A 23,445-nucleotide genomic window follows, 5' to 3' on the forward strand; every position below is an offset into this window, starting at 1 on the left:
GTTCCTCTATTCTCCTTTCAGGCAGCTCTCATACTGGCTGGACAACTGTGAGAGGAATGTCACATAGCTGTCTTTACCTGGGGTGATGTCCGTCCCGAGTGGATCCAGTGTGCCCGAACGCACGGTGGTCCCTCTGGCAACGGCCTCTATCACGGCTGGCCTGAATTGTGGTTCAGCAAAAACGCAGGCTGCTTTTTGCTCAACCAACTGTGTTCGTATTTGATGTAAACGCTGCGCACCGGGTTGGATCTCAGGGTTGACGGTAAAATGACCTAATGGGGTCAGACCGAAGTGTTTTTCAAAGTAAGTGTAAGCATCATGAAAAACGAAATACCCTTTGCCTTTAACCGGGGCCAACTGTTTACTGATTTTCGCATCGGCTGACGCCAATTCTGCCTCAAAGTGCTGCAGGTTTGCGTCTAGTTTGTCCTTGCTTTGCGGCATAAGTTCCAACAATTTTCCATGGATTGCAATCGCCGTTTGCTTTGAGATCTCCGGAGACATCCACAGATGCATATTATACTCACCATGATGGTGGTGATCGTGGCTGTCAGCAGCCTCATGCGAATGCCCCGCATGTGCTTCATGCTCTTCTTCTTCTTCGTCTTCGCCGCCCTTCAGCAGCAAGCCTTTCACACCTGGGAGGGCACTCATTTCGACGTTCTTTTGTGCGGGCAAACTGGCGGCAGATTTGGTCATAAACGCTTCCATTTCCGGGCCAACCCAGACCACTAAATCCGCGCTTTTTAAGCGTTTAATGTCGGAAGGACGCAAGGCATAATCATGCTCTGAGGCACCATCGGGCAGCAAAACATTCACCGGTGTGACGCCATCCGCAATCGCGGCAGCGATAAATCCAACAGGTTTAACGGAGGCAACAACGTCTGCATGGGCAGGAAGCACAAGCGAAGCGGCAATGCTCATGCCTGCGAGCATTGATAAGGCACGTGTTTTTTTGTGTAACATAATGATTCAATCCATCGTGAAGAGCTGATGGATTGTGATATTATAACATTCGTAATTTTCTGCAACCAGTAATCGACATGTCATCTTTGATCACCCTTGAAAAAATTTCTGTGAGCTTTGGACAGCGCCGTGTCCTGTCCGATGTGTCACTTTCGCTGCAACCTGGCCGAATTCTGACCCTGCTCGGGCCGAACGGGGCCGGTAAATCAACGCTGGTGCGCGTGGTGCTCGGGCTGATTGCCCCCACCGCCGGTACCCTGCTGCGCCCGGCGCAACTGCGTATTGGTTACGTGCCGCAAAAAATCCATCTTGATGTCACCCTGCCCCTCACGGTTGCGCGCTTTATGCGTCTGCGACCTGGGGTAAAGTCAGACGATATTCTGCCCGCGCTGAAACGCGTGCAGGCGGCTCATCTGCTGGAATACCCGCTACAAAAACTCTCCGGTGGCGAAATGCAGCGTGTGCTGCTGGCACGAGCACTGCTCAACCAGCCGCAGCTACTGGTGCTTGATGAACCCACGCAGGGCGTTGACGTCAACGGTCAGGTGGCGCTGTATGACCTGATCGACCAGCTGCGCCGCGAACTCAACTGCGGCGTGCTGATGGTCTCCCACGACCTGCATCTGGTGATGGCGAAAACCGACGAGGTCTTGTGCCTCAATCACCATATCTGCTGTTCGGGTACGCCAGAAGCGGTGTCCAAACACCCTGAATTTATCTCGATGTTCGGCCAACGCGGTGCTGAACAGCTGGCGATTTATCGCCACCATCACAACCATCGTCACGATCTCCAGGGACGAATTATTTTGCGCAAAGGGACCGGCCGTCATGATTGAATTATTATTACCCGGCTGGTTAGCAGGCGTATTACTGGCGCTGGCAGCCGGGCCGCTGGGTTCATTTGTGGTGTGGCGTCGCATGTCCTATTTTGGCGACACGCTGGCACATGCCTCCTTGCTGGGCGTAGCTTTTGGCCTGCTGCTTAATGTCAGTCCGTTTTATGCAGTGATCGTAGTCACTCTGCTGTTGTCGCTGGTGCTGGTGTGGCTGGAGCGTCGTCCGCATCTGGCGATTGATACCCTGCTGGGCATTATGGCGCACAGTGCGCTGTCGCTGGGCATGGTGGTAGTCAGCCTGATGTCTGACGTGCGTGTGGATCTGATGGCCTATCTATTTGGTGACCTGCTGGCCGTGACACCAACCGATCTGTGGACGATTGTCGCGGGTGTGGCGGTGGTTCTGCTTCTGCTGGCGTGGCAATGGCGTGCCCTGCTGTCAATCACCATCAGCCCTGAGCTGGCGCAGGTGGATGGCGTCAATATTCAGCGGACCAAAATGATTCTGATGCTGATCACCGCGCTGACGATTGGGGTAGCGATGAAATTTGTCGGGGCGTTGATCATCACCTCACTGCTGATTATCCCTGCCGCCACCGCCCGCCGTTTTGCCCGCTCACCGGAGCAAATGGCCGCTCTGGCTGTGGTCATTGGCATTCTGGCCGTGACCATCGGTCTGACCTTCTCTGCCTTCTACGATACGCCAGCCGGCCCTTCTGTGGTGCTGGGGGCAGCGGTGATGTTTATGCTGAGTATGGTGAAGAAACCGGCGGTGTAACCCGCCGTTTTTGCACGGGCGAGGAGGCATCCCTCACCCCTACTTACTGTGATTCTGGTCGGTCGATGCCGAAGTGCTTGTAAGCATGCTGGGTGGCCATACGGCCACGCGGCGTGCGCTGAATAAAGCCCTGCTGGATCAGATACGGTTCCAGCACGTCCTCGATGGTTTCGCGCTCTTCACCGATTGCCGCAGCCAGGTTATCCAGCCCGACCGGGCCACCCATAAATTTATCGATAATCGCCAGCAGCAGTTTGCGGTCCATATAGTCGAAACCTTCGGTATCCACACTCAGCATATCCAGTGCTTTTGAGGTCACGTCACCGCTCATACTGCCGTTCGCACGCACCTCGGCAAAGTCACGCACGCGGCGCAGCAGTCGGTTAGCGATACGCGGCGTACCGCGAGCACGGCGGGCGATTTCCAGCGCGCCATCCTCACTCAATGGCAAACCGAGGCAGGATGCACTGCGGGCAACGATGTGCTGCAAGTCTTCTACCCGGTAAAACTCCAGACGTTGCACGATGCCGAAACGGTCACGCAACGGTGACGTCAGTGAGCCCGCGCGCGTGGTGGCGCCAATCAGGGTAAACGGCGGCAGGTCGAGTTTAATCGAACGCGCGCCCGGGCCTTCCCCGATCATAATATCCAGCTGATAGTCTTCCATCGCCGGGTACAGCACTTCTTCCACCACGGGCGACAGTCGGTGGATCTCATCAATAAACAGAACATCATGAGGTTCGAGGTTGGTCAGCATCGCCGCCAGATCGCCTGCTTTTTCCAGAACCGGGCCGGATGTGGTACGCAGGTTAACGCCCATCTCGTTAGCAACAATATTTGCCAGCGTGGTTTTTCCCAGGCCTGGCGGGCCAAAGATCAACAGATGGTCGAGCGCATCACCGCGATTCTTAGCGGCTTCGATGAAGATTTCCATCTGTTCACGCACCACCGGCTGACCAACGTACTCTGCCAGCATTTTCGGGCGGATAGCGCGATCGATAACTTCTTCTTCGGTGATGACCCCGGCGGAGACCAGGCGGTCGGCTTCAATCATGCTCTACCTCAAATCAAATAGCGGCGCGCAGGGCTTCGCGAATCAATGTTTCGCAGTCGGCGTTCGGTTTACCCACTTTGCTGACCATGCGGCTGGCTTCCTGAGGTTTATACCCCAGCGCCACCAGGGCAGAAACGGCTTCGCTTTCGGCATCGTTGGCGGCTTCTGTCGGCATTTCACTGGTCAGTGCAAACGGTGCATCGGTGGCAAACAGATCGCCGTGCATCCCTTTGAAGCGGTCTTTCATTTCCACCACTAAGCGCTCAGCGGTTTTCTTACCCACGCCCGGCAGTTTCACCAGCACAGCAATCTCTTCACGTTCAACGGCGGTGACGAACTGCTGCGCTGACATACCGGACAAAATGGCCAGTGCCAGCTTAGGCCCGATGCCGTTAACCTTGATCAGTTCACGGAACAGCGCCCGCTCCGGCTTGCTGTTAAAACCAAACAACAACTGCGCATCTTCGCGCACCACAAAGTGAGTAAAGATAATCGCTTCATGGTTGATGTCGGGAAGCTCATAAAAACAGGTCATTGGCATTTGCACCTCATAACCCACGCCGCTGGCTTCCAGTAACACCACGGGCGGCTGTTTTTCCAGGATAATGCCTCTCAGACGACCTATCACATTCGCTTCCTTCTGATAACAATTTAGAGGGGAGTTTATAGCATAAAAAAGGCTGGATGAATATCCAGCCTGTTGAGATTAGCGGGCCATTGTCCATTAACTCAGACGACCACGAGCGAGGTTAAGCTTGCCCTCTCCGATACGATTGACGTTCTGGCTCAGGTGACAATGCGTGATGGCAATCGCCAGCGCATCGGCGGCATCCGCCTGGGGGTTCGCTGGCAGTTTGAGCAAGGTACGTACCATATGCTGTACCTGGCTTTTCTCTGCACTACCGATGCCCACAACGGTCTGCTTCACCTGCCGCGCCGCATACTCAAACACCGGCAGATCCTGGTTAACGGCAGCAACAATGGCCGCACCGCGCGCCTGGCCCAGTTTCAGGGCTGAGTCGGCGTTCTTCGCCATAAAGACCTGCTCAATCGCGAAAAACTCAGGCTGAAACTGAGTAATAATCTCGCTGACACCCGCATAAATCAGCTTCAGGCGCGACGGCAGGTCAGCCACACTGGTGCGGATACATCCACTGCCCAGATACGTTAACTGCCGCCCCACCTGCCGAATCACACCGTAACCGGTGATGCGCGAACCGGGGTCGATCCCCAAAATAATAGCCATTACGCGCTCACCCGATGTGATGGACGGAGTGTCACAGGGTTTCCGCCACCTCGTCAGAAATTTCACCGTTATGGTAAACCTCCTGCACGTCGTCGCAGTCTTCCAGCATATCGATCAAACGCAGCAGTTTTGGTGCGGTCTCCACATCCATATCGGCTTTGGTCGATGGGATCATGGTGACTTCGGCACTTTCTGCCTTCAGACCCGCCGCGTCCAGCGCGTCTTTAACGGCCCCCAGGCTTTCCCATGCGGTGAATACGTCGATGGTGCCATCGTCCCAGGTCATCACATCGTCAGCACCGGCTTCCAGCGCCGCATCCATCACCTGGTCTTCTTCCAGGCCCGGTGCGAAGGTGATCACGCCTTTTTTGGTGAACAGGTAGGCCACAGAACCATCCGTCCCAAGGTTACCACCGGTTTTGGTGAAGGCATGACGCACTTCTGACACGGTACGGTTACGGTTATCACTCAGGCACTCCACCATCACAGCGGTGCCACCTGGGCCGTAACCTTCATAAATGATGGTTTCCATATTGCTGTCATCATCACCGCCCACGCCGCGTGCAATCGCACGGTTCATGGTGTCACGGGTCATGTTGTTTGACAGTGCTTTGTCCATCGCCGCACGCAGACGCGGGTTGGAGTTAGCATCACCACCGCCCAGTTTGGCAGCGGTCACCAGCTCACGAATGATTTTGGTGAAGATTTTACCGCGTTTGGAATCCTGAGCAGCCTTGCGGTGCTTGGTATTCGCCCATTTACTATGTCCCGCCATTTACTCTTAGTCTCCAAATTGGCACCGGACAGGCTATCTTGCTGGCGATTTTGTCCCCCGGCAGTGCTCGGAATGCTCACGTACAGCAGTACGCTCCGCTTCCTCTGCGCTGGCGGTGAACAAACTCACTGCGCCGATAACGCCTGAACGTTTAGCTAAGTTCAAAAGATAAAAATTAAACAAAATTACAGTACGAATTCTTCAATTGCCTGGCGGTTACTCCAGGACTTGGTGAGCGCGGCGGCGGCCGGGGCATCCAGCCACTGAAAAGCAAGATGCTCGCTCAATGTGATGCTGCACTCCGCAGGGAGCATGAGGCTAAACCAGTGTTCCCGATTATGGGTGGTGCCCGGTGCGTAACGATGAAGAAAGTGCGTAAAGATTTCGAATTCTATATGACGCTGGCAGTCCACTAATGTGAGCTGCCCGGCGTTTATATCAATGCCAATCTCTTCCATCACTTCCCGCTGCGCGGTCTGCGCCAGGCTTTCGCCCGGCTCCTGGCTGCCGGTCACCGACTGCCAGAAATCCACATCATCGCGTCGCTGCAACATCAGCACCCGCCGGGTATCCTGGGCATAAATCACCACCAGAACCGACACCGGATGCTTATACGCCATCAGTTATTCTCTGACGGCTGATCTTTCACTTTCTTGACCACTTCAATGCCCAACTCGGCCAGTGAGGCCGGGTTAGCAAAGTTTGGCGCTTCGGTCATCAGACAGGCCGCAGCGGTGGTTTTCGGGAAGGCAATCACGTCACGAATGTTATCCGTGCCGGTCAGCAGCATGACAAGGCGATCAAGACCAAAGGCCAGACCCGCATGCGGTGGCGTACCGTATTTCAGCGCATCCAGCAGGAAGCCAAACTTCTCACGCTGTTCGTGCTCTTCAATACCCAGAATGCCGAACACCGTCTGCTGCATCTGACCGTTGTGAATACGCACGGAACCGCCACCCACTTCATAGCCATTGATGACCATATCGTAGGCGTTAGCAATCGCGGTTTCCGGTGCGTTTTTCAGTTCTTCCGGCGTCATCTCTTTCGGCGCGGTGAACGGATGGTGCATCGCGGTCAGGCCGCCTTCGCCATCGTCTTCAAACATCGGGAAGTCCACGACCCACAGCGGCGCCCAGGAGGCCTCGTTGGTGATCTTAAGGTCACGACCCAGTTTCAGACGCAAAGCACCCAGGGCATCGGCCACCACTTTCGCGCTGCCCGCACCGAAGAAGATCATATCGCCATCGGCGGCGCCGTTACGTGCCAGAATCTCTTCAACGATTTCTGCATTAAGGAATTTCGCTACCGGGCTGGTGATCCCTTCCAGGCCTTTAGCACGCTCGTTGACCTTGATGTAAGCCAGGCCCTTCGCGCCGTAGATTTCGATAAATTTGCCGTAGTCGTCAATCTGCTTACGGCTCAGCGTCGCGCCACCCGGCACACGCAGTGTTGCAACACGGCCTTTGGCATCGTTAGCCGGGCCAGCAAAGACGCTGAACTCAATGTTTTTCACCAGGTCTGCGACGTCAACCAGCTCCATTGGGTTACGCAGGTCTGGCTTATCGGAACCAAAACGACGCATCGCTTCGGCGAAGGTCATGGTTGGGAAGTCACCCAGTTCAACAGACTTCACATCAACCCACAGATTGCGCACCAGACGTTCCATGATTTCACGCACCTGAGCGGCGGTCATGAACGAGGTTTCAACGTCGATCTGGGTAAATTCAGGCTGACGGTCAGCACGCAGATCCTCGTCACGGAAACATTTGACGATCTGATAGTAACGGTCAAAACCGGACATCATCAGCAGCTGTTTGAACAGCTGTGGCGACTGTGGCAAGGCGTAGAATTTGCCTTTATGCACGCGGCTTGGCACCAGATAGTCACGGGCACCTTCCGGCGTGGCTTTGGTCAGCATCGGGGTTTCGATATCGAGGAAACCGTGCTCATCCATAAAGCGGCGCACAAAGCTGGTAATTTTCGCACGGGCTTTCAGGCGGTTCGCCATATCAGGGCGACGCAGGTCAAGATAGCGATACTTCAGACGCGCTTCTTCGCTGTTCGCCATATTGGAGTCTAACGGCAGCGGTTCTGAGCGGTTGATGATGGTCAGGTCGGTGGCGAACACTTCGATCTCACCGGTGGTCATATCTTTGTTTTTGTTCTTCTCATCACGCGGACGCACGGTGCCGGTGATCTGGATGCAGAACTCGTTACGCAGTTCAGACGCCAGATCGAAAGCCGCCTGACGGTCCGGGTCGAAGAACACCTGCACGATGCCTTCACGGTCACGCATATCAATAAAGATCAGGCTGCCCAGATCGCGACGGCGATTAACCCAACCGCACAGTGTCACTTGCTGGCCTACATGAGACAGATTGATCTGCCCACAATACTCAGTACGCATAACGATATCCTTTTAACTTCAGCGCTGCTGCCGCAGCTTTATAATCACTATCCTGCTCTGAGGAGCGCTGCTGCCGCGAAAAATGGCTGCCATTATAATGGAAAATGGCTCACAGGATAAGTGCTGTCATCAGGGGAAAGTGGCAGAAAAACGCTGCGATGTGCTGCCACCGGACGCTGTGGTTAACAAAACATCATCACCACGACATAACCGCTAACAAATCTCAGCGCTTTACCCACATTATTTTCATCGCCTCGTTTAACTGTTCCTTTGTATTCTCAATGGTTTTCCCCCTTATCCCGGAGAAACGCATGCTCAATCTCAATCCCCAGACCACCGCACTGGTGCTGATCGACTTACAGGAAGGTATTCTGCCGTTTGGCAAGGCACCACACGCGGCCAGTGATGTCGTGCCACGTGCCGCGAAACTGGCCGACCACTTTCGTGCACACAACGCCCCGGTCGTGCTGGTACGTGTAGGCTGGTCAGCGGATTTTGCCGATGCGCCAAAACAACCGGTTGATGCCGCCCATGCCGGAGGCGCACTGCCGGATAACTGGTGGGTCTACCCTGAAGCGCTGGGTGTTCAGGAGAGCGATCTGCACGTCATCAAACGCCAGTGGGGGGCATTCCACGGTACCGATCTGGAACTGCAACTGCGCCGTCGTGGCATTGACACCCTTGTGCTGGGTGGCATCGCCACCAACATTGGCGTTGAGTCCACCGCACGTAACGCCTGGGAACTGGGTTTCAATCTGGTGATTGCCGAAGATATCTGTAGCACCGCCAGCACTGAGCAGCATCAGGCCAGCGTCGAGTGGATCTTCCCACGTATTGCCCGCGTGCGTCAGTCAGATGACGTCATCGCCGCGCTGTCTTAACCTGCGCATGACCGGAGGGAACCGGTCTTTCTCCCCACTGCCTGCCTTGCACTCCCCTGTATCCACACGGTAAAGTTGCCCGCAACTGACTGAATGTGGATAAACAATGAAGCCGTTGTATCTTGGCCTGCCACAGTGGCAGCACCCGCAATGGAAAAAACTGGGGATGACCACCCTGGAAGATTATGCCCGTCACTTTAACTGTGTCGAAGGCAATACCACGCTGTATGCACTGCCGCGCCCGGAAGTGGTACAGCGCTGGCGGGCAATGACGCACGATGACTTCCGCTTCTGTTTTAAATTTCCGGCGACCATCAGCCATCAGGCCGCGCTGCGCCAGTGCGGCGATCTCAGCGCAGAGTTTTTTGATCTGCTCTCTCCGCTGGCCGATCGCATCGGACAGTTCTGGTTACAGCTTCCCGCGGCTTTTTCGCCTGCTGACCTGCCTGCTCTCTGGCAGTTTCTCGATAACCTGCCCACGGAATTCCGCTACGGTGTGGAAGTGCGGCATCCGGAGTTTTTTGCCAAAGGCGAGGCCGAGCAGGCGCTGAATCGCGGATTGCATCAGCGCCGCGTCAACCGGGTGATCCTCGATACCCGCGGCGTGCACAGTGCCCATCCTTCAACGGCCGCGATTATTGAGGCACAACGCAAAAAACCTAAACTTCCAGTCCATGCGGTGATGACCGCAGACGCCCCGATGATCCGTTTTATCGGCGGCGACAACGTCGAGGCTAACCTGAGCTGGTTCAACGCCTGGCGAGATCGGTTACCGCAGTGGTGCGAAACGGCCCAGCCGTGGCTGTTTATACATACCCCGGATGTCGGCTTCGCGCCGGATTTGGTGCGCGCGCTGTGGCCCGGATTACAGCAGGTGCTCCCGCATATCGGTGATGCCCCTGAATGGCCGCAGCAGGAGATGTTATTCTGAACCGGTTCATGCTGATGCCTGGCGACAGTGTCAGCATTGTTCGATACCCTACTCAATAAGATCATTATTACATCATGGAGTGAGTCATGGTCAGTGCGCTTTACGTGGTCCTTGGTACGCTTTTTATCCTGAAGTTTTTACTCGACGTGGTGCGCTTACGTCGTCAGTACCGGGTCTCGATCGGTGATGGTGGGGTGTCTGATTTACAGCTGGCCATTCGCATCCACGGTAATGCGGTCGAAAATATCCCCATCGCACTCTTTCTGCTGGTAATGATGGAGATGAACGGTGCCGATATCTGGATGCTGCATCTGCTCGGGCTGTTTTTCTTTTTCGGCCGTCTGATGCATGCGTATGGTTTACGCAGCCGCACCGTGCTGTGGCGCCGTAACGGCATGCTCCTGACGCTGCTTTCGCTCTTCGGCATGGTGGTCGTCAATCTGCTGTTCCTGCCCTGGGACCTGGTTCTCGGCACTTCCTGACCGTTCTACTGGCAGAAAAGGTGCAGCCCGCCGCGCTTTCTGCCAGAATATGCCCTTTCCGTTAGCTTCCCCGGACTTACCACTATGTCTAACCGCGATACGCTGTTCTCCGCGCCAATTGCCAAGCTGGGCGACTGGACGTTTGATGAGCGCGTGGCTGAAGTCTTCCCCGACATGATTCAGCGTTCTGTGCCCGGCTATTCCAACATTATTTCCATGATTGGCATGTTAGCCGAGCGCTTTGTCCAGCCCGACTCCCGTGTTTACGATCTCGGCTGTTCGCTGGGCGCGGCCACGCTGTCAGTGCGCCGCAATATTACTGCCGCTGGCTGCAAGATTATTGCTGTTGATAACTCACCCGCCATGGTTGAGCGCTGCCGCCGCCACATTGATGCCTTCCGTGCCGATACGCCGGTCGAGGTGATTGAAGCGGACATCCGCCAGATCCCGATTGAGAATGCCTCCCTGGTGGTACTGAACTTCACGTTACAGTTTCTGGCACCGGAAGAGCGGCAGCAGTTGCTGAATACCATTTATCAGGGACTGAAACCCGGCGGTGCGCTGGTGCTGTCTGAAAAGTTCAGCTTTGCTGACTCTGACGTGGGTGAACTGCTGTTCAACATGCATCACGACTTTAAACGTGCGAACGGTTACAGCGAACTGGAGATCAGCCAGAAGCGCAGCATGCTGGAAAATGTCATGCTAACCGACAGCGTGGAAACCCATAAACAGCGTCTGCACAATGCGGGTTTCCAGCATGCAGAGCTGTGGTTCCAGTGTTTTAACTTTGGCTCTCTGGTGGCCTTAAAAGCAGGTCATCCCTGATGGATTTCGGAAATTTTTATCAACTGATTGCCAAAAGCCCGCTGTCTCACTGGCTGGAAACCCTGCCTGCGCAGATCGCGGCCTGGCAACGCGAGTCACTGCACGGTCACTTTAAAAACTGGCACCGTTCCGTTGAACACCTGCCCGCACTGACCCCGGAGACGCTGGATTTACTGCACAGCGTCACCGCCGACAGCAGCCATCTCTCCGCACGTCAGCGTGACGGCATTGAAAAACTGCTGCGTAATCTGATGCCATGGCGTAAAGGGCCGTTCTCACTGTACGGCGTGACTATCGATACAGAATGGCGTTCTGACTGGAAGTGGGAGCGGGTGCTGCCGCATATTTCCTCACTGGCCGGACGTACGGTGCTGGATGTCGGTTGTGGCAGCGGCTACCACATGTGGCGCATGCTGGGCGCGGGTGCCAACCTCGTGGTCGGCATCGACCCGATGCAGCTGTTCCTGTGCCAGTTTGAAGCCGTGCGTAAACTGCTGGGCAACGATCAGCGTGCGCACCTGCTGCCGCTGGGCATCGAGCAACTGCCCGAGCTGAAGGCGTTCGACACCGTATTTTCAATGGGCGTGCTGTATCATCGCCGCTCCCCGCTCGACCACCTTTTCCAGTTGAAAAATCAGCTGGTCAGCGGCGGCGAACTGGTGCTGGAAACCCTGGTGGTCGAAGGCGATGACCTGCAGGTACTGGTGCCGGGTGAACGCTATGCGCAGATGCGTAACGTCTACTTCATCCCGTCAACCGGGGCGCTGAAAAACTGGCTGGAGAAGTGTGGATTTGTTGACGTCCGTATTGCTGATTACTCGGTCACCAGCACGGATGAACAGCGTCGTACCAGCTGGATGACCAGCGAGTCCCTGGCCGAGTTCCTCGACCCGAACGACCCAACGAAAACCGTCGAAGGTTATCCTGCCCCCCTGCGTGCCGTGTTGGTGGCGACCAAGCCATAAGTCGAACAGGGTTGGCCGCCGGCTGGCCCTGTATTCCCCCTGTGTTATTCCCCAGCGCCTTCCTGCGCTTAACGTGCGGAACAAAATCCTGATCTCTGTCATTGAGAATGATAATTCTTATTAAATCACTCTTTTTGATCAAATGGCCTAATACTTACGGGTTAGTGTGGGATCAGTTGTGCGTTAAATTCACCTGAAAGGAGTATCTGGTATGAGTAAATTTGTTTTTTCATCACCACGGAAATACATTCAGGGCGCGGGTCAGCTAGCCCACCTGGGCGAGCATCTGGCCGAACTGGGCAGCAATGCGTTCCTCGTTGCTGACAAGATTGTCTGGGGGCTGATCGGAAAAGACGTTAAAGCCTCCCTGATCGCGAACAAGGTCGAATTCCACTACGAAGAGTTTAACGGTGAAGCCTCCAGCAATGAGATCACCCGCCTGGCTAAACTGGCGAAAGCCAACGGGACAAGTATTGTGGTCGGCCTCGGTGGCGGTAAAACCCTGGACACTGTAAAAGCGGTTGCCGATGAGTTGAAACACCCCGTTGCCGTCGTGCCCACTATCGCCTCTACCGATGCCCCCTGCAGTGCGCTGTCAGTGATCTACTCGGATACCGGCGTGTTCGAAAGCTACCGTTTCTACAGTAAAAACCCGGATCTGGTGCTGGTGGATACGCAGGTCTGCGTGCGCGCGCCGGTGCGTCTGTTTGCCTCCGGTATTGCGGATGGCCTGGCGACCTATGTTGAAGCGCAGGCGGTGAAACGTTCACACAGCAAATCGATGGTCAACGGTGACCCGACCATTGCCGGAATGGCGATCGCCGAAGCCTGTGAAAAAACACTCCTGACCTGGGGGCTGAGTGCCTATCAGGCCGTGGAGAAACAGCTGGTGACACCCGCGGTGGAAGCCGTGGTGGAAGCCAATACGCTGCTTTCAGGGCTGGGGTTCGAAAACGCCGGTCTGGCCGGTGCCCACGCTATCCACAACGGTTTTACTGCGATTGAGGGCGATATTCACCACCTGACGCACGGTGAAAAAGTGGCTTACGGCACCCTGACCCAGATGGTGCTGGAGCAGCGGCCTGATGAGGAGATCGCACGCTACGTGCGTTTCTACCGAGCCATCAAGATGCCGACCACGCTGAAGGAGCTGCATCTGGACAACGTAAGCTGGGACGATCTGGTGAAAATCGGCGCGCTGGCCAATAACGAAGGGGACACGTTGAAAAACCTGAACCCGGGACTGAGCGCTGAGGATGTGGCGAACGCCATTCTGGCCGTAGATGCCTTTAGTCTGTCAGTGAAATAACCGTATTGTAGTGAAGGCCGATCCGGGCGATCGGCCTTATTTTTCTGCCGCGGTTTATTCCCAATATTCGTAGCGGTAAGCGGCAGTAATATTGCGCCGGATAATCCCGGAGGGGAACACTTCCATTTCACGCGTATAGCTCAACGTACAGTTCCCCTGGTCATCCCACAGCTGGCACTCCTCCAGCGTTGTCATACTGCTCATCGCTGTATCCGAGCGGCTGCTCAGACGTAACTCACGCTGATCCCGGTCGTAGTCCAGCGTCATTTTTTCTCGATCAGACGCCAAAGCCACCAGCAGGTTCTGTTTGTTCCAGCGGTAGGTGAATTTACCGTTACTGTTGCTATCCGATCCCCGCGCAATACTGCTAATCAGCCGCGACTGGCGGTCGAAATGGTGGGTGGTTTCCGTGAAGCCTTTTTCACCATTGAGGACGAACGTATCCGCCGAGCTAATGATATTACCGCGGCTTCCCGTCCGATAATGTGTGGTGCCACGTTTATCATTGATCACCACCGGCTGGCCGTTACGTAATTCAGCAACGGTCATTTCATAGCTTGAAAGCCAACCATCCCTGACATGTTCAATACTCTGCACCAGTGAGATCTGGAGCTTGCCTTCCTGTTTATCGAAGCGCAAATCGGCACGTTTCAGCGTTCCGCAGCGATCAAACTCGCCAATCATGCGTTTTTGCTGATTAACATCCTTACCAAATTCGCCGAGGACAAACTGTTTAACCGGGCCTCTGGCCGTTCCCCCCAACATCACAATGCTGTTATTACTGGCCACCTGCTGAAAGCCCGGCGTGCAGTCTGTTGCCGCCTGTGCAGCCGGAGTCAGCAAAAAGGCCAGCGTCATCATCAGCGTACAACCCGAAAACGGAATCTTCATCACAGCTCTTATGGCAGATTAAGGAGATGACTCAGTGTAGTTTTTTTTGGGTACAACACGCATTACAAACCCGCACCAGGAGCAAAAAAAACCCCAACAAAAGGCGCTGGGGTCTGGTACTTGCAAACACCACGTCTGAGAACGGCGTGCTGCGCGGCAAAATCGGCACGTTACCGCCAGGCGGCAACGGATTTAGGCAACGTGAAGCGGTGCGCCGAGCGACATCACGCTTTTCATCGCGGCGACCACATCACCATCAACGCAGGTGCGGGTAAATTCGTCATTTTCAGCATCCGAACACATAGACACACCGGCTTTACGGTAACGCATCGATGAGGCAATACGTTGGCTGGCGGAGCTGTGCAACTCAAGCAGGCCAGCATCGATAAACTTTTGCACATTGCTCAGGCGCACACCCGCACCGGCCATCACTTTTACGCCCTTCGCCATGCGGGTAAGCTCCCTCAAGAGGGGTAAGCCGCTTTCTGCACTCTGCTGCTGTCCGGAAGTGAGGATGCGCGACACGCCTAAATCAGTCAGTTGCTTAAGTGCCATGACCGGGCTGTGGCACAAATCGAAGGCACGATGAAAGGTCACCTCCATCCCCTGGCACAGCTGCATGACGTAGCGCATGCGCGGCAGATCAATATGCCCGTCCACATCCAGCAACCCGATCACCAGCCCCGGAAACCCCTGCTCCCGGATAAACGCAATATCTGACTTCATCTGCTCAAATTCGATATCGCTGTAACAAAAATCTCCCCCCCTGGGACGCACAATCGGATGGACCGGGATCGCGACACGACGACGAGCTGACATCAATGTCCCCGCCGATGGTGTTAATCCCCCTTCCGTTGGCGCAGCACATAACTCCACGCGATCGGCTCCCGCTCGTTCCGCCGTCACGGCACATTCCACTCCGTAGCAGCATATTTCCAGTTTTCGCATCCCATCCTCCGGTTATCACTGCTGTCTGGTTGTTTATTTTCATGCCGATGATTAGTCTGATCGACATTACTGGTATTTATCTTAACGGGAATCATCAGCATGGCATTCAATTTTGACCAACGGATAGACCGCCGTCACAGCGATAGCCTGAAATGGCAAAAATATGGTGATCGGGATATCCTTCCGTTGTGGATCGCAGACACGGATTTTCGCGTAGCTGATTGTATTACTGAAGCATTACAGACTCGTGTCTCACACGGCATCTTCGGCTATGGTGTCCCGCCGCAGGCTTTTATTGAGGTCGTCATTGAGCGCATGAACACACGTTTTGGCTGGAAAATTCAACCCGAGTGGCTGGTCTTTCTACCGGGCGTCGTTACCGGACTGAATCTGTGCGTACGCGCGTTTACCGAGCCACATCAGGGCACCATTGCGCCCATACCGATTTATCCCCCTTTCCGCCTGGCAGCAAAGCTGGCCGGACGCGCGCAGGTCAGCGCCCCGTTACAGCTTCAGAATCAGCGCTGGGTGCTGGATCTGGATGCTCTGGAACCTGAGCTTAAGGGCAACGAAAAACTGCTGCTGTTGTGTAACCCGCAGAACCCGGGTGGTACCGTTTATCGCCGTGAGGAACTGGAGGCACAGCTGCGCTTTGCCCAGCGACATGACCTGATAGTGTGTTCTGATGAAATTCACTGCGACCTGCTGCTGGAGCCGGGCGCTGAACATATCCCGTTTGCCAGCCTGAGTGAAGATGCCGCCCAGCGCTCCATTACCCTGCTGTCTCCGTCGAAAAGCTTCAACATTGCTGGCCTCGGTGCGTCTGTGGCCATCATTCCTGACCGCGAACTGCGTGACCGTTTTAACCGGGAACGTAAAGGGATGGTGCCGGATGTCGATGTTCTGTCCTATGTTGCCGCGACGGCCGCCTGGCAGGACGGGCAACCGTGGCTGGATGCGCAGGTGGAGTACCTGCGCAGCAACCGTGACGCACTAACGCAGCACGTAAATGCGCTACCGGGAATGAGCATGGTGGCACCAGAGGGCAGCTATCTGGGCTGGATTGATGCCAGCAAACTGAAGGTTGCCAGCCCGGCCCTGTTTTTTGAAAAACACGGGCTGGGCTTTTCACCGGGGCGTGACTTTGGTGATGATAAGTTTATCCGTTTCAACTTTGGCTGCCAGCGTGCGATGTTAGACGAAGCCTTGCGCCGCATGACGCTGGCGCTGGCTATCGGCCACTAGGTTTAGCGCGCCACTTCACTGGCGACGATCTCTTTCAGGCTCCACGGATGGAACTTGATGGTCACCTGCCCGTCAGTTACCGCCAGCGTTGGATTAGGCAGGCGTTCGCCGTCACCCTTTGGTGCACTGGTTTTAATCGAAATTCCCTGCTGTGTCAGGCCTTCGTCACCCATCAACGCCAGAGCACGTGCGCCGAGCGTCTCTTCGTCGCCGCGCAGAACCACTTCGACATGTTCCCAGCCTTCATGGCGATAAAGCCGCTGCCCTGGCCAGGGGAGTTCCACCACGCCGATCTTCCACGGACCCACTTCAAGCGCTGTAGCCAGCTCAAACAGGGCGACGGGACGTCCGGCAATCTCTTTTTCCGAAAACAGCGAACCGCAACGCAGAAACCCCTGTTTCCACCGCGCTGCGGTGGTGTTCTGGTGACATCTGACCGCAATGTGATCAACCTCAAGAACATCAAGATCAAGGCTTAATCGCTCAGCCAATTGGTAAAGGGATTGTAAAAAACGCGGTAAATCATTAGCTAAATCGCTTAATTCTTCTGCATTGTTTATGGATAACATCTCAAAACCCTTCATTTACAGTAATTTCACTTATCATTTTCACTTAAAGCATATGATTTTACAGACCAGATAATGGAATAGAAACTTAGCATTTCATCGGAATTATTCATATAAATTGCCCGCTTAGAAAACATTTCATCCAGCATCTGGTGGTTCAGTACCAGTGATTTTTTTAGAAAATGGCCTTTAACTTTATGTTTTAGTTTAGTTAAATTTATACAATGCGACAATTCCTAAATCATCAGGGGTGCATTGTAGGCTATTCTGCTTTCTTATAGATTTATCCCGACCATCAACACAAGGAAAAGCTTAATGCTTATGTTATTACTTGTCGCCGTGCTGATCGCGATGATGGGATTGGCGATTGTACGCCACTGGAAGGTACGGAACGGAAAAACGACGGTGGCAAGTCCCCACCGCCCGCAACGTCGCCGCTAATCTGACTTTCCGTGGAAGACAGCCTCACAGCACTGTTTTCCCGCGCGCAAAACACAAGTTATCCAGGGGCTCAGGTTCCTGGATAACTTGTTCCTAAATGCAGTATACTTTTCCCCTTCTTTTTTAGGCGCTGCCACCCTGGGTGAATGTCCCCCGGAATGCGGCGGCGTCGAGACCATGGCCTGCACCTCTGCGTGTGGGTTTAAAAAAATTAAGGTAACTCGGTGAATATTCAGGCCCTTCTCTCAGAAAAAGTCAGTCAGGCGATGATCGCAGTGGGTGCACCCGCAGATTGCGAACCTCAGGTGCGTCAGTCGGCAAAAGTGCAGTTTGGTGATTATCAGGCCAACGGCATGATGGCCGTGGCCAAAACCCTGGGTATGCCGCCACGACAACTGGCCGAAAAAGTGCTGGAGCAGCTGGATCTCACGGGGATTGCCAAAAAAGTTGAGATCGCCGGGCCGGGCTTTATCAATATCTTCCTGGCTCCTGAATGGCTGTCTGCACAGATCGACAGCGTGCTGGCCGCCCCGAAACTGGGTGTGGCCGCTGTGGAGCCGCAGACCGTGGTAGTTGACTACTCTGCACCGAACGTGGCGAAAGAGATGCACGTGGGTCACGTGCGCTCCACCATCATCGGGGATGCGGCAGTGCGTACGCTGGAGTTCCTCGGCCATAACGTTATCCGTGCCAACCACGTTGGCGACTGGGGCACCCAGTTCGGTATGTTGATTGCGTTCCTTGAGAAACAGCAGAACGAGAATCACGAAGAGATCGCGCTGGCAGACCTGGAAGTCTTCTACCGTGAAGCCAAACGTACCTACGATGAAGACCCGGCCTTTGCCGAGCGCGCACGCGGTTATGTCGTTAAGCTGCAGGGCGGCGATGAATACTGCCGCAAGATGTGGAAGCGACTGGTCGACATCACCATGGCACAGAATCAGCTGATTTATGACCGTATGAACGTCACCCTGACGCGCGACGATGTGATGGGTGAAAGCCTGTATAACGATATGCTGCCGGGCATCGTTGCTGACCTGAAAGCCAAAGGTCTGGCGGTAGAGAGCGAAGGCGCCACCGTTGTGTTCCTTGATGAGTATAAAAACAAGGAAGGCGAACCGATGGGCGTGATCATCCAGAAAAAGGATGGCGGCTACCTTTACACCACAACGGATATTGCCTGCGCGAAATATCGCTACGAGACGCTGAAAGCGGACCGTGTGCTGTATTACATCGATTCACGTCAGCATCAGCACCTGATGCAGGCCTGGACTATCGTGCGCAAAGCGGGCTATGTACCGGCGTCCCTGCCACTGGAACACCACATGTTCGGCATGATGCTGGGTAAAGACGGTAAGCCGTTTAAAACCCGTGCTGGTGGCACCATCAAGCTGTCCGACCTGCTGGATGAAGCCATTGAACGCGCAACGGCGCTGGTTGCCGGTAAAAACCCGGATATGCCTGCCGATGAGCTGAAAGCACTGGCCAACATCGTCGGTATCGGTGCCGTCAAATACGCCGACCTGTCGAAAAGCCGCACCACCGACTACATCTTCGACTGGGACAACATGCTGGCGTTTGAAGGTAACACCGCACCGTATATGCAGTATGCCTACACGCGTGTGCTGTCCGTCTTCCGCAAAGCAGGCATCGATGAGCACGGCATCAGCGGCGCGACCGCGATCGCTGAAGATCGTGAAGCCGCGCTGGCAGTACGCCTGTTGCAGTTTGAAGAAACCATTACTCAGGTTGCGCGCGACGGGATGCCACACGTGATGTGTGCGTATCTTTACGATCTGGCGGGTCTGTTCTCAGGCTTCTACGAACACTGCCCTATCCTGACCGCCGACGATGACGCAACAAAACAGAGCCGTCTGCGTCTGGCGCTGTTAACGGCGAAAACTCTGAAGCAGGGGCTGGATACGCTGGGGATTGAAACCGTAGAGCGGATGTAAGTCTTTTCGGGCGAGGCGTGCCTCGCCCCTACGTAAATCCTCGTAGGGGTCGGGCATGCCCGACCCTGCATAGACAGGTGAACCTTTCGGGCGAGGCGTGCCACGCCCCTACGGGGATCGGTGGAGCCTGGCCCCGACATAAATCCTCGTAGGGGTCGGGCATGCCCGACCCTTCTCCTCTGATGATTACTGGTAATTCACCATCACTTCATTACTCAGCACATGCAGCACCGGAAACACCCGCCCTTTACCTTCTACCTGATAAATAAAGCGTAATGTCTCTCCGGCTGCCACATTGGTCAGGCCCTGAGTACTGCCGCTGCCCCCTTCCACAGGCACGCAACGACTTTCTGAACACAGACGAACCTGCAGCCCGGCGGGTGCGGGAGCCGTCAGCGTATAGCGCCATATTACCGTACTCATGACGCCGGTCACCGGTTCTGGTGGCGTGAGCGGGCGTGATGACGCCTGCACTCCACGATTAGAGAGTGACGGACCTGTGGCGCTGGCATGCCAGCCGCCCTCAGCCGCCATCGACAGGCCGGGCAACGTCAGCAGCAACCACAGCATCACTTTCATCAATGGCCACCAATCGTTGACGTCATACGAATATTGCGGTTGTCCGTCAGTTCCATATTGGAAATCACCATCAGCTGCGGCAGCGAACGACGCAGGAAGCGCGCCAGCAGTGCACGCAGCGGATGGTTCACCAGCAGCACCGGCGGTGCACCCAACCCTTCCTGATGCTGCAATGCCGTCTGCGCCTGCGCCAGCAGACGGTCAGCCAGACCCGGCTCCAGACCGCCACCGCCCTGCAAGGCCTGCAACAGCAGACGTTCCAGCGTGGTATCCAGCCCGATAACCTGCACTTCGCCATTGCCCGGGAACCATTGCTGCGTAATGGCACGGCCTAACGCCACACGGACCACTGAGGTCAGCTCCTGCGGATCGGTCTGCACCGCCGCATGCTCCGCCAGCGTCTCAATAATCGTCCGCATATCGCGGATAGAGACACGTTCAGCCAGCAGGTTCTGCAACACTTTATGCAGGGTGGTCAAGGTAATCACGCCAGGGATCAGATCTTCAGTGAGCTTCGGCATCTCCTGGGTCACGCGATCCAGCAACTGCTGCGCTTCCTGGCGACCGAACAACTCACTGGCGTACTGACCAATCAGATGGTTAAGGTGGGTGGCCACCACGGTACTGGCTTCCACCACGGTGAAGCCCTGAATCTGCGCCTGCTCTTTCAGCGCACTGTCAATCCAGATCGCTTCCAGCCCGAAGGCCGGGTCAACGGTCACTTCACCCGGCAGCGAACCCGCTGCCGTCCCCGGGTTGATCGCCATCCAGCGGCCCGGATAAGCATCACCACTGCCGATCTCTACCCCTTTCATCAGAATACGGTAGCGTGCCGGGGTCAGATCCATGTTGTCACGAATATGAACCACCGGTGGCAGGAAGCCCATTTCCTGGGCGAATTTCTTACGGATACTGCGGATGCGGCCGAGCAACTCGCCATCCTGTGCACTGTCCACCATTGGGATCAGGCGATAGCCCACTTCCATCCCCAGCGAATCTTCCAGCTGCACATCACCCCAGGTGGCTTCGACGCTGGCCGCACTTTCCGGCTGTTTGGTCATGGACATCTGCGGCGCCGCAGCGCTTTTCGGCTTCATCTCTTTACCGCGTATCCACCAGGCCAGGCCCAGCAGCGCAGCAGTAAACAGCAGGAACACCAGATTGGGCATGCCCGGTACCAGTCCCAGCAGGCCGAGAACACCGGCACTCAGCATCATCACGCGCGGGTTATTAAACAGCTGGCTGACCATCTGCTCGCCGACGTCCTGATCGGTGCCGACGCGGGTGACGATAACACCCGCCGCGGTGGAGATCACCAACGCGGGGATCTGAGCAACCAGACCGTCACCGATGGTCAGCAGCGTATAGGTTTCGGCTGCATGACCGGCGTCCATACCATGCTGGAGCATCCCCACCAACAGGCCGCCGATCACGTTGATAATCATGATCATGATACCGGCGACGGCATCACCACGAACAAACTTACTGGCACCGTCCATCGACCCGTAGAAGTCGGCTTCCTGGGTCACATCAGAACGGCGTTTTTTCGCTTCCTCTTCACCAATCAGCCCGGCATTCAGGTCAGCATCGATCGCCATCTGTTTACCCGGCATCCCGTCGAGGACAAAGCGCGCCCCCACTTCCGCAATACGCCCGGCACCCTTGGTGATAACCATAAAGTTGATAATCACGAGGATGACAAACACCACGATACCGATGGCGAAGTTACCGCCGACGAGGAAGTGGCCAAAGGCTTCAACAACCTGACCCGCAGCAGCCGCACCGGTATGGCCGTCCATCAAAATAACACGCGTCGAGGCCACGTTCAGGGCCAGGCGTAGTAACGTGGAGAACAGCAGAATAGTCGGGAAGGCGGCGAAATCCAGCGTGCGCTGGGTAAACATCGCCACCAACAGCACCATAATCGACAGGGCAATGTTAAAGGTAAACAACAGATCGAGGATAAACGGTGGTAACGGCAGCACCATCATCGACAGGATCAGCAAGATCAGTATCGGTCCGGCAAGGACTTTCCACTGTGTATCTTTCATGTTGCCCGGTAAGCGCAGTTTAGCGGCCAGATTAGCCATCAGATTTTTGTTCTCCAGCAAAGTCCAGCGCGTCCGGCACTGGCAATTTAACAGGTCTCTTCGGGATCAGCCCCCCTTCCACTTTCCAGCGGCGGAGTTGCCAGACCCAGGCCAGCACTTCAGCAACCGCTGCGTACAATGTCCCGGGAATATGCTGACCAATTTCACTGTGGCGATAGAGCGCACGTGCCAGCGGTGGCGCTTCTAAAATCGGGATACGGTGCTCTTTCCCCATTTCACGAATACGCAGGGCAATCTCTCCTGCGCCTTTTGCCAGCACTTTCGGTGCACTCATTTTTTTCTCGTCGTACTGCAACGCGACCGCATAGTGGGTCGGGTTGGTCACAATCACGTCAGCCTTCGGAACATCAGACATCATGCGGCGGCGTGCGGCGGCGCGCATTTGCTGGCGGATGCGCCCTTTAACATGCGGGTCACCCTCCTGCTGCTTATGTTCGTCGGTAATATCCTGACGCGACATGCGTAAATTTTTAAAATAGCTGAAGAGCTGGAAGAAGACGTCAAAGCCCACCATCGGCGACAACCCCAACACAATGAGGATGCTGCACATGGCAATCATATTCAGCGAGCCCGCCAGGGCTGTCACGGGTGATTCGCTGATCAAATGCAGCATCTCAGCCCAGTGGTTATGGATATATATCCAGGCGACCACGCCAACCAGCACCGCTTTCAGCACGGCTTTCAACAGTTCAGCGGCTGACTGGGCAGAAATCATCTTTCCCAACCCTTTAATCGGGTTCATTTTGCCGACGTCAAACTTGATGGCTTTCCCGCTGATGACCAGGCCACCCAGCAACATCGGTGCCGCAATCGCCATCACCACCAGACCAAACATCATCGGCAGAATAGCCATCACCGCCTGCATCAGCAGATCGCTGATCTGACGCAGCATCTGACTGGTATCACTGACCACGGAATGATTGAAGACCAGCCCATCCGCGACCAGTGCACCCAGCTTGCGTCCCATCCATTCACCACCCGCCCATAAAATACTCAGGCCAGTCACCAGCATCAAAATAGACGTCAGTTCGCGCGAACGCGGGATTTGCCCTTCTTCTCGTGCTTTTTCAAGTCGATGGGCCGTGGGGGACTCTGTTTTTTCCTCATCGCTATCCTGAGACACGGTAGCAAACCTTCAATACGGAATGACTGAGGGTAGAATGCCAAATTCGCGCAGGGGTAATGCCACGAGTAAACGTGTAAATAGGGGGTTATTTACGGAATGGAGAAAAGACAGTGCCCGCACAGGATGGC

At 55.3% G+C, this 23,445-nt stretch carries 23 protein-coding genes; 10 read left to right on the forward strand and 13 right to left on the reverse strand.

Annotation, left to right across the window (positions count from 1 at the left end; genetic code table 11):
- Positions 1-6 precede the first annotated feature (6 nt).
- A complete protein-coding gene (znuA, locus tag LJN55_RS13350; protein WP_133841788.1) occupies positions 7-966 on the reverse strand; it encodes a zinc ABC transporter substrate-binding protein ZnuA in 960 nt (319 codons plus the stop codon).
- 77 nt (positions 967-1,043) lie between these two features.
- On the opposite strand from znuA, the gene znuC reads away from it, so the two are divergent.
- Entirely contained in the window at positions 1,044-1,802 is a 759-nt protein-coding gene (gene znuC / locus LJN55_RS13355; RefSeq protein ID WP_133841787.1) for a zinc ABC transporter ATP-binding protein ZnuC, read from the forward strand.
- Positions 1,795-2,580 (forward strand): zinc ABC transporter permease subunit ZnuB, encoded by a 786-nt coding sequence (gene znuB, locus LJN55_RS13360; RefSeq protein WP_133841786.1) that lies wholly within the window; start codon positions 1,795-1,797, stop codon positions 2,578-2,580. The genes znuC and znuB overlap by 8 nt, the downstream gene beginning before the upstream one ends.
- A 43-nt stretch (positions 2,581-2,623) precedes the next feature.
- On the opposite strand, the gene ruvB is transcribed toward znuB, so the two are convergent.
- The 6 genes from ruvB to aspS all read right to left on the reverse strand — a co-directional run bounded on the left by ruvB (position 2,624) and on the right by aspS (position 8,062).
- Positions 2,624-3,634, reverse strand: coding sequence for a Holliday junction branch migration DNA helicase RuvB (gene ruvB / locus LJN55_RS13365; protein WP_133841785.1), 1,011 nt, complete (start codon positions 3,632-3,634; stop codon positions 2,624-2,626).
- 13 nt (positions 3,635-3,647) lie between these two features.
- Entirely contained in the window at positions 3,648-4,262 is a 615-nt protein-coding gene (ruvA, locus tag LJN55_RS13370; protein ID WP_133841784.1) for a Holliday junction branch migration protein RuvA, read from the reverse strand.
- Positions 4,263-4,358: 96 nt separating this feature from the next.
- The gene (gene ruvC, locus LJN55_RS13375; protein ID WP_133841783.1) at positions 4,359-4,880 is read right to left on the reverse strand and encodes a crossover junction endodeoxyribonuclease RuvC; all 522 of its coding nucleotides are present in this window, start codon (positions 4,878-4,880) and stop codon (positions 4,359-4,361) included.
- Positions 4,881-4,911: 31 nt separating this feature from the next.
- A complete protein-coding gene (locus tag LJN55_RS13380; RefSeq protein ID WP_133841782.1) occupies positions 4,912-5,655 on the reverse strand; it encodes a YebC/PmpR family DNA-binding transcriptional regulator in 744 nt (247 codons plus the stop codon).
- A gap of 185 nt (positions 5,656-5,840) precedes the next feature.
- Positions 5,841-6,275 carry a dihydroneopterin triphosphate diphosphatase gene (gene nudB / locus LJN55_RS13385; RefSeq protein WP_133841781.1) on the reverse strand — a complete coding sequence of 145 codons (435 nt, stop codon included), beginning with the start codon at positions 6,273-6,275 and terminating at the stop codon, positions 5,841-5,843.
- Complete coding sequence (gene aspS, locus LJN55_RS13390; protein WP_227534616.1) at positions 6,275-8,062, reverse strand: aspartate--tRNA ligase; 1,788 nt, start codon at positions 8,060-8,062, stop codon at positions 6,275-6,277. Before aspS ends, nudB begins: the two co-directional genes overlap by 1 nt.
- A gap of 311 nt (positions 8,063-8,373) precedes the next feature.
- Here aspS and LJN55_RS13395 point away from each other — a divergent pair, with 311 nt between their 5' ends.
- From LJN55_RS13395 to LJN55_RS13420, 6 genes are all read left to right on the forward strand, one after another.
- Complete coding sequence (locus LJN55_RS13395) at positions 8,374-8,943, forward strand: hydrolase (protein WP_159336490.1); 570 nt, start codon at positions 8,374-8,376, stop codon at positions 8,941-8,943.
- A 106-nt stretch (positions 8,944-9,049) separates the two neighbouring features.
- The gene (locus LJN55_RS13400) at positions 9,050-9,874 is read left to right on the forward strand and encodes a DUF72 domain-containing protein (protein ID WP_133841778.1); all 825 of its coding nucleotides are present in this window, start codon (positions 9,050-9,052) and stop codon (positions 9,872-9,874) included.
- Positions 9,875-9,960: 86 nt separating this feature from the next.
- Entirely contained in the window at positions 9,961-10,356 is a 396-nt protein-coding gene (locus tag LJN55_RS13405; protein WP_133841777.1) for an MAPEG family protein, read from the forward strand.
- Between the two features lie 84 nt (positions 10,357-10,440).
- The gene (cmoA, locus tag LJN55_RS13410) at positions 10,441-11,181 is read left to right on the forward strand and encodes a carboxy-S-adenosyl-L-methionine synthase CmoA (RefSeq protein ID WP_133841776.1); all 741 of its coding nucleotides are present in this window, start codon (positions 10,441-10,443) and stop codon (positions 11,179-11,181) included.
- A complete protein-coding gene (cmoB, locus tag LJN55_RS13415) occupies positions 11,181-12,146 on the forward strand; it encodes a tRNA 5-methoxyuridine(34)/uridine 5-oxyacetic acid(34) synthase CmoB (RefSeq protein ID WP_227534617.1) in 966 nt (321 codons plus the stop codon). Before cmoA ends, cmoB begins: the two co-directional genes overlap by 1 nt.
- A gap of 211 nt (positions 12,147-12,357) precedes the next feature.
- A complete protein-coding gene (locus tag LJN55_RS13420; RefSeq protein ID WP_133841774.1) occupies positions 12,358-13,455 on the forward strand; it encodes a glycerol dehydrogenase in 1,098 nt (365 codons plus the stop codon).
- 54 nt (positions 13,456-13,509) lie between these two features.
- On the opposite strand, the gene LJN55_RS13425 is transcribed toward LJN55_RS13420, so the two are convergent.
- Together LJN55_RS13425 and cutC are read right to left on the reverse strand one after the other, a co-directional pair.
- Positions 13,510-14,346, reverse strand: coding sequence for a hypothetical protein (locus LJN55_RS13425; RefSeq protein WP_133841773.1), 837 nt, complete (start codon positions 14,344-14,346; stop codon positions 13,510-13,512).
- A gap of 192 nt (positions 14,347-14,538) precedes the next feature.
- The gene (gene cutC / locus LJN55_RS13430; RefSeq protein WP_227534618.1) at positions 14,539-15,294 is read right to left on the reverse strand and encodes a copper homeostasis protein CutC; all 756 of its coding nucleotides are present in this window, start codon (positions 15,292-15,294) and stop codon (positions 14,539-14,541) included.
- Between the two features lie 99 nt (positions 15,295-15,393).
- Here cutC and LJN55_RS13435 point away from each other — a divergent pair, with 99 nt between their 5' ends.
- Positions 15,394-16,539, forward strand: a complete 1,146-nt coding sequence (locus LJN55_RS13435) for a MalY/PatB family protein (RefSeq protein ID WP_227534619.1) — start codon at positions 15,394-15,396, stop codon at positions 16,537-16,539.
- A gap of 2 nt (positions 16,540-16,541) precedes the next feature.
- Here the strand turns inward: LJN55_RS13435 and LJN55_RS13440 are convergent, their stop codons facing one another.
- Positions 16,542-17,108 (reverse strand): VOC family protein, encoded by a 567-nt coding sequence (locus tag LJN55_RS13440; protein ID WP_227534620.1) that lies wholly within the window; start codon positions 17,106-17,108, stop codon positions 16,542-16,544.
- A gap of 662 nt (positions 17,109-17,770) precedes the next feature.
- Here LJN55_RS13440 and argS point away from each other — a divergent pair.
- Positions 17,771-19,501, forward strand: coding sequence for an arginine--tRNA ligase (gene argS / locus LJN55_RS13445; protein ID WP_133841769.1), 1,731 nt, complete (start codon positions 17,771-17,773; stop codon positions 19,499-19,501).
- A gap of 186 nt (positions 19,502-19,687) precedes the next feature.
- Here the strand turns inward: argS and flhE are convergent, their stop codons facing one another.
- Genes flhE through flhB form a run of 3 tightly spaced genes read right to left on the reverse strand, consistent with a single transcriptional unit; the run spans position 19,688 to position 23,314 of the window.
- Positions 19,688-20,080, reverse strand: coding sequence for a flagellar protein FlhE (gene flhE, locus LJN55_RS13450; protein WP_159336488.1), 393 nt, complete (start codon positions 20,078-20,080; stop codon positions 19,688-19,690).
- Positions 20,080-22,170, reverse strand: a complete 2,091-nt coding sequence (gene flhA / locus LJN55_RS13455) for a flagellar biosynthesis protein FlhA (protein WP_227534621.1) — start codon at positions 22,168-22,170, stop codon at positions 20,080-20,082. Before flhA ends, flhE begins: the two co-directional genes overlap by 1 nt.
- The gene (gene flhB / locus LJN55_RS13460; RefSeq protein WP_133841766.1) at positions 22,163-23,314 is read right to left on the reverse strand and encodes a flagellar biosynthesis protein FlhB; all 1,152 of its coding nucleotides are present in this window, start codon (positions 23,312-23,314) and stop codon (positions 22,163-22,165) included. The genes flhA and flhB overlap by 8 nt, the downstream gene beginning before the upstream one ends.
- Positions 23,315-23,445 lie beyond the last annotated feature (131 nt).

It is taken from the genome of Erwinia rhapontici, from assembly GCF_020683125.1.
In the GTDB taxonomy this organism is placed as follows: domain Bacteria; phylum Pseudomonadota; class Gammaproteobacteria; order Enterobacterales; family Enterobacteriaceae; genus Erwinia; species Erwinia rhapontici.

Excerpts from the sequence above, each read along its gene's own strand:
- cutC (WP_227534618.1), bottom strand. The coding sequence starts at position 15,294 with ATGCGAAAACTGGAAATATGCTGCTACGGAGTGGAATGTGCCGTGACG.
- LJN55_RS13400 (WP_133841778.1), top strand. The coding sequence starts at position 9,050 with ATGAAGCCGTTGTATCTTGGCCTGCCACAGTGGCAGCACCCGCAATGG.
- LJN55_RS13405 (WP_133841777.1), top strand. The coding sequence starts at position 9,961 with ATGGTCAGTGCGCTTTACGTGGTCCTTGGTACGCTTTTTATCCTGAAG.
- znuA (WP_133841788.1), bottom strand. The coding sequence starts at position 966 with ATGTTACACAAAAAAACACGTGCCTTATCAATGCTCGCAGGCATGAGC.
- LJN55_RS13435 (WP_227534619.1), top strand. The coding sequence starts at position 15,394 with ATGGCATTCAATTTTGACCAACGGATAGACCGCCGTCACAGCGATAGC.
- flhA (WP_227534621.1), bottom strand. The coding sequence starts at position 22,170 with ATGGCTAATCTGGCCGCTAAACTGCGCTTACCGGGCAACATGAAAGAT.
- ruvB (WP_133841785.1), bottom strand. The coding sequence starts at position 3,634 with ATGATTGAAGCCGACCGCCTGGTCTCCGCCGGGGTCATCACCGAAGAA.
- nudB (WP_133841781.1), bottom strand. The coding sequence starts at position 6,275 with ATGGCGTATAAGCATCCGGTGTCGGTTCTGGTGGTGATTTATGCCCAG.
- LJN55_RS13425 (WP_133841773.1), bottom strand. The coding sequence starts at position 14,346 with ATGAAGATTCCGTTTTCGGGTTGTACGCTGATGATGACGCTGGCCTTT.
- znuB (WP_133841786.1), top strand. The coding sequence starts at position 1,795 with ATGATTGAATTATTATTACCCGGCTGGTTAGCAGGCGTATTACTGGCG.
- ruvC (WP_133841783.1), bottom strand. The coding sequence starts at position 4,880 with ATGGCTATTATTTTGGGGATCGACCCCGGTTCGCGCATCACCGGTTAC.
- cmoB (WP_227534617.1), top strand. The coding sequence starts at position 11,181 with ATGGATTTCGGAAATTTTTATCAACTGATTGCCAAAAGCCCGCTGTCT.
- aspS (WP_227534616.1), bottom strand. The coding sequence starts at position 8,062 with ATGCGTACTGAGTATTGTGGGCAGATCAATCTGTCTCATGTAGGCCAG.
- LJN55_RS13440 (WP_227534620.1), bottom strand. The coding sequence starts at position 17,108 with ATGTTATCCATAAACAATGCAGAAGAATTAAGCGATTTAGCTAATGAT.
- znuC (WP_133841787.1), top strand. The coding sequence starts at position 1,044 with ATGTCATCTTTGATCACCCTTGAAAAAATTTCTGTGAGCTTTGGACAG.
- cmoA (WP_133841776.1), top strand. The coding sequence starts at position 10,441 with ATGTCTAACCGCGATACGCTGTTCTCCGCGCCAATTGCCAAGCTGGGC.
- flhE (WP_159336488.1), bottom strand. The coding sequence starts at position 20,080 with ATGAAAGTGATGCTGTGGTTGCTGCTGACGTTGCCCGGCCTGTCGATG.
- LJN55_RS13380 (WP_133841782.1), bottom strand. The coding sequence starts at position 5,655 with ATGGCGGGACATAGTAAATGGGCGAATACCAAGCACCGCAAGGCTGCT.
- LJN55_RS13420 (WP_133841774.1), top strand. The coding sequence starts at position 12,358 with ATGAGTAAATTTGTTTTTTCATCACCACGGAAATACATTCAGGGCGCG.
- LJN55_RS13395 (WP_159336490.1), top strand. The coding sequence starts at position 8,374 with ATGCTCAATCTCAATCCCCAGACCACCGCACTGGTGCTGATCGACTTA.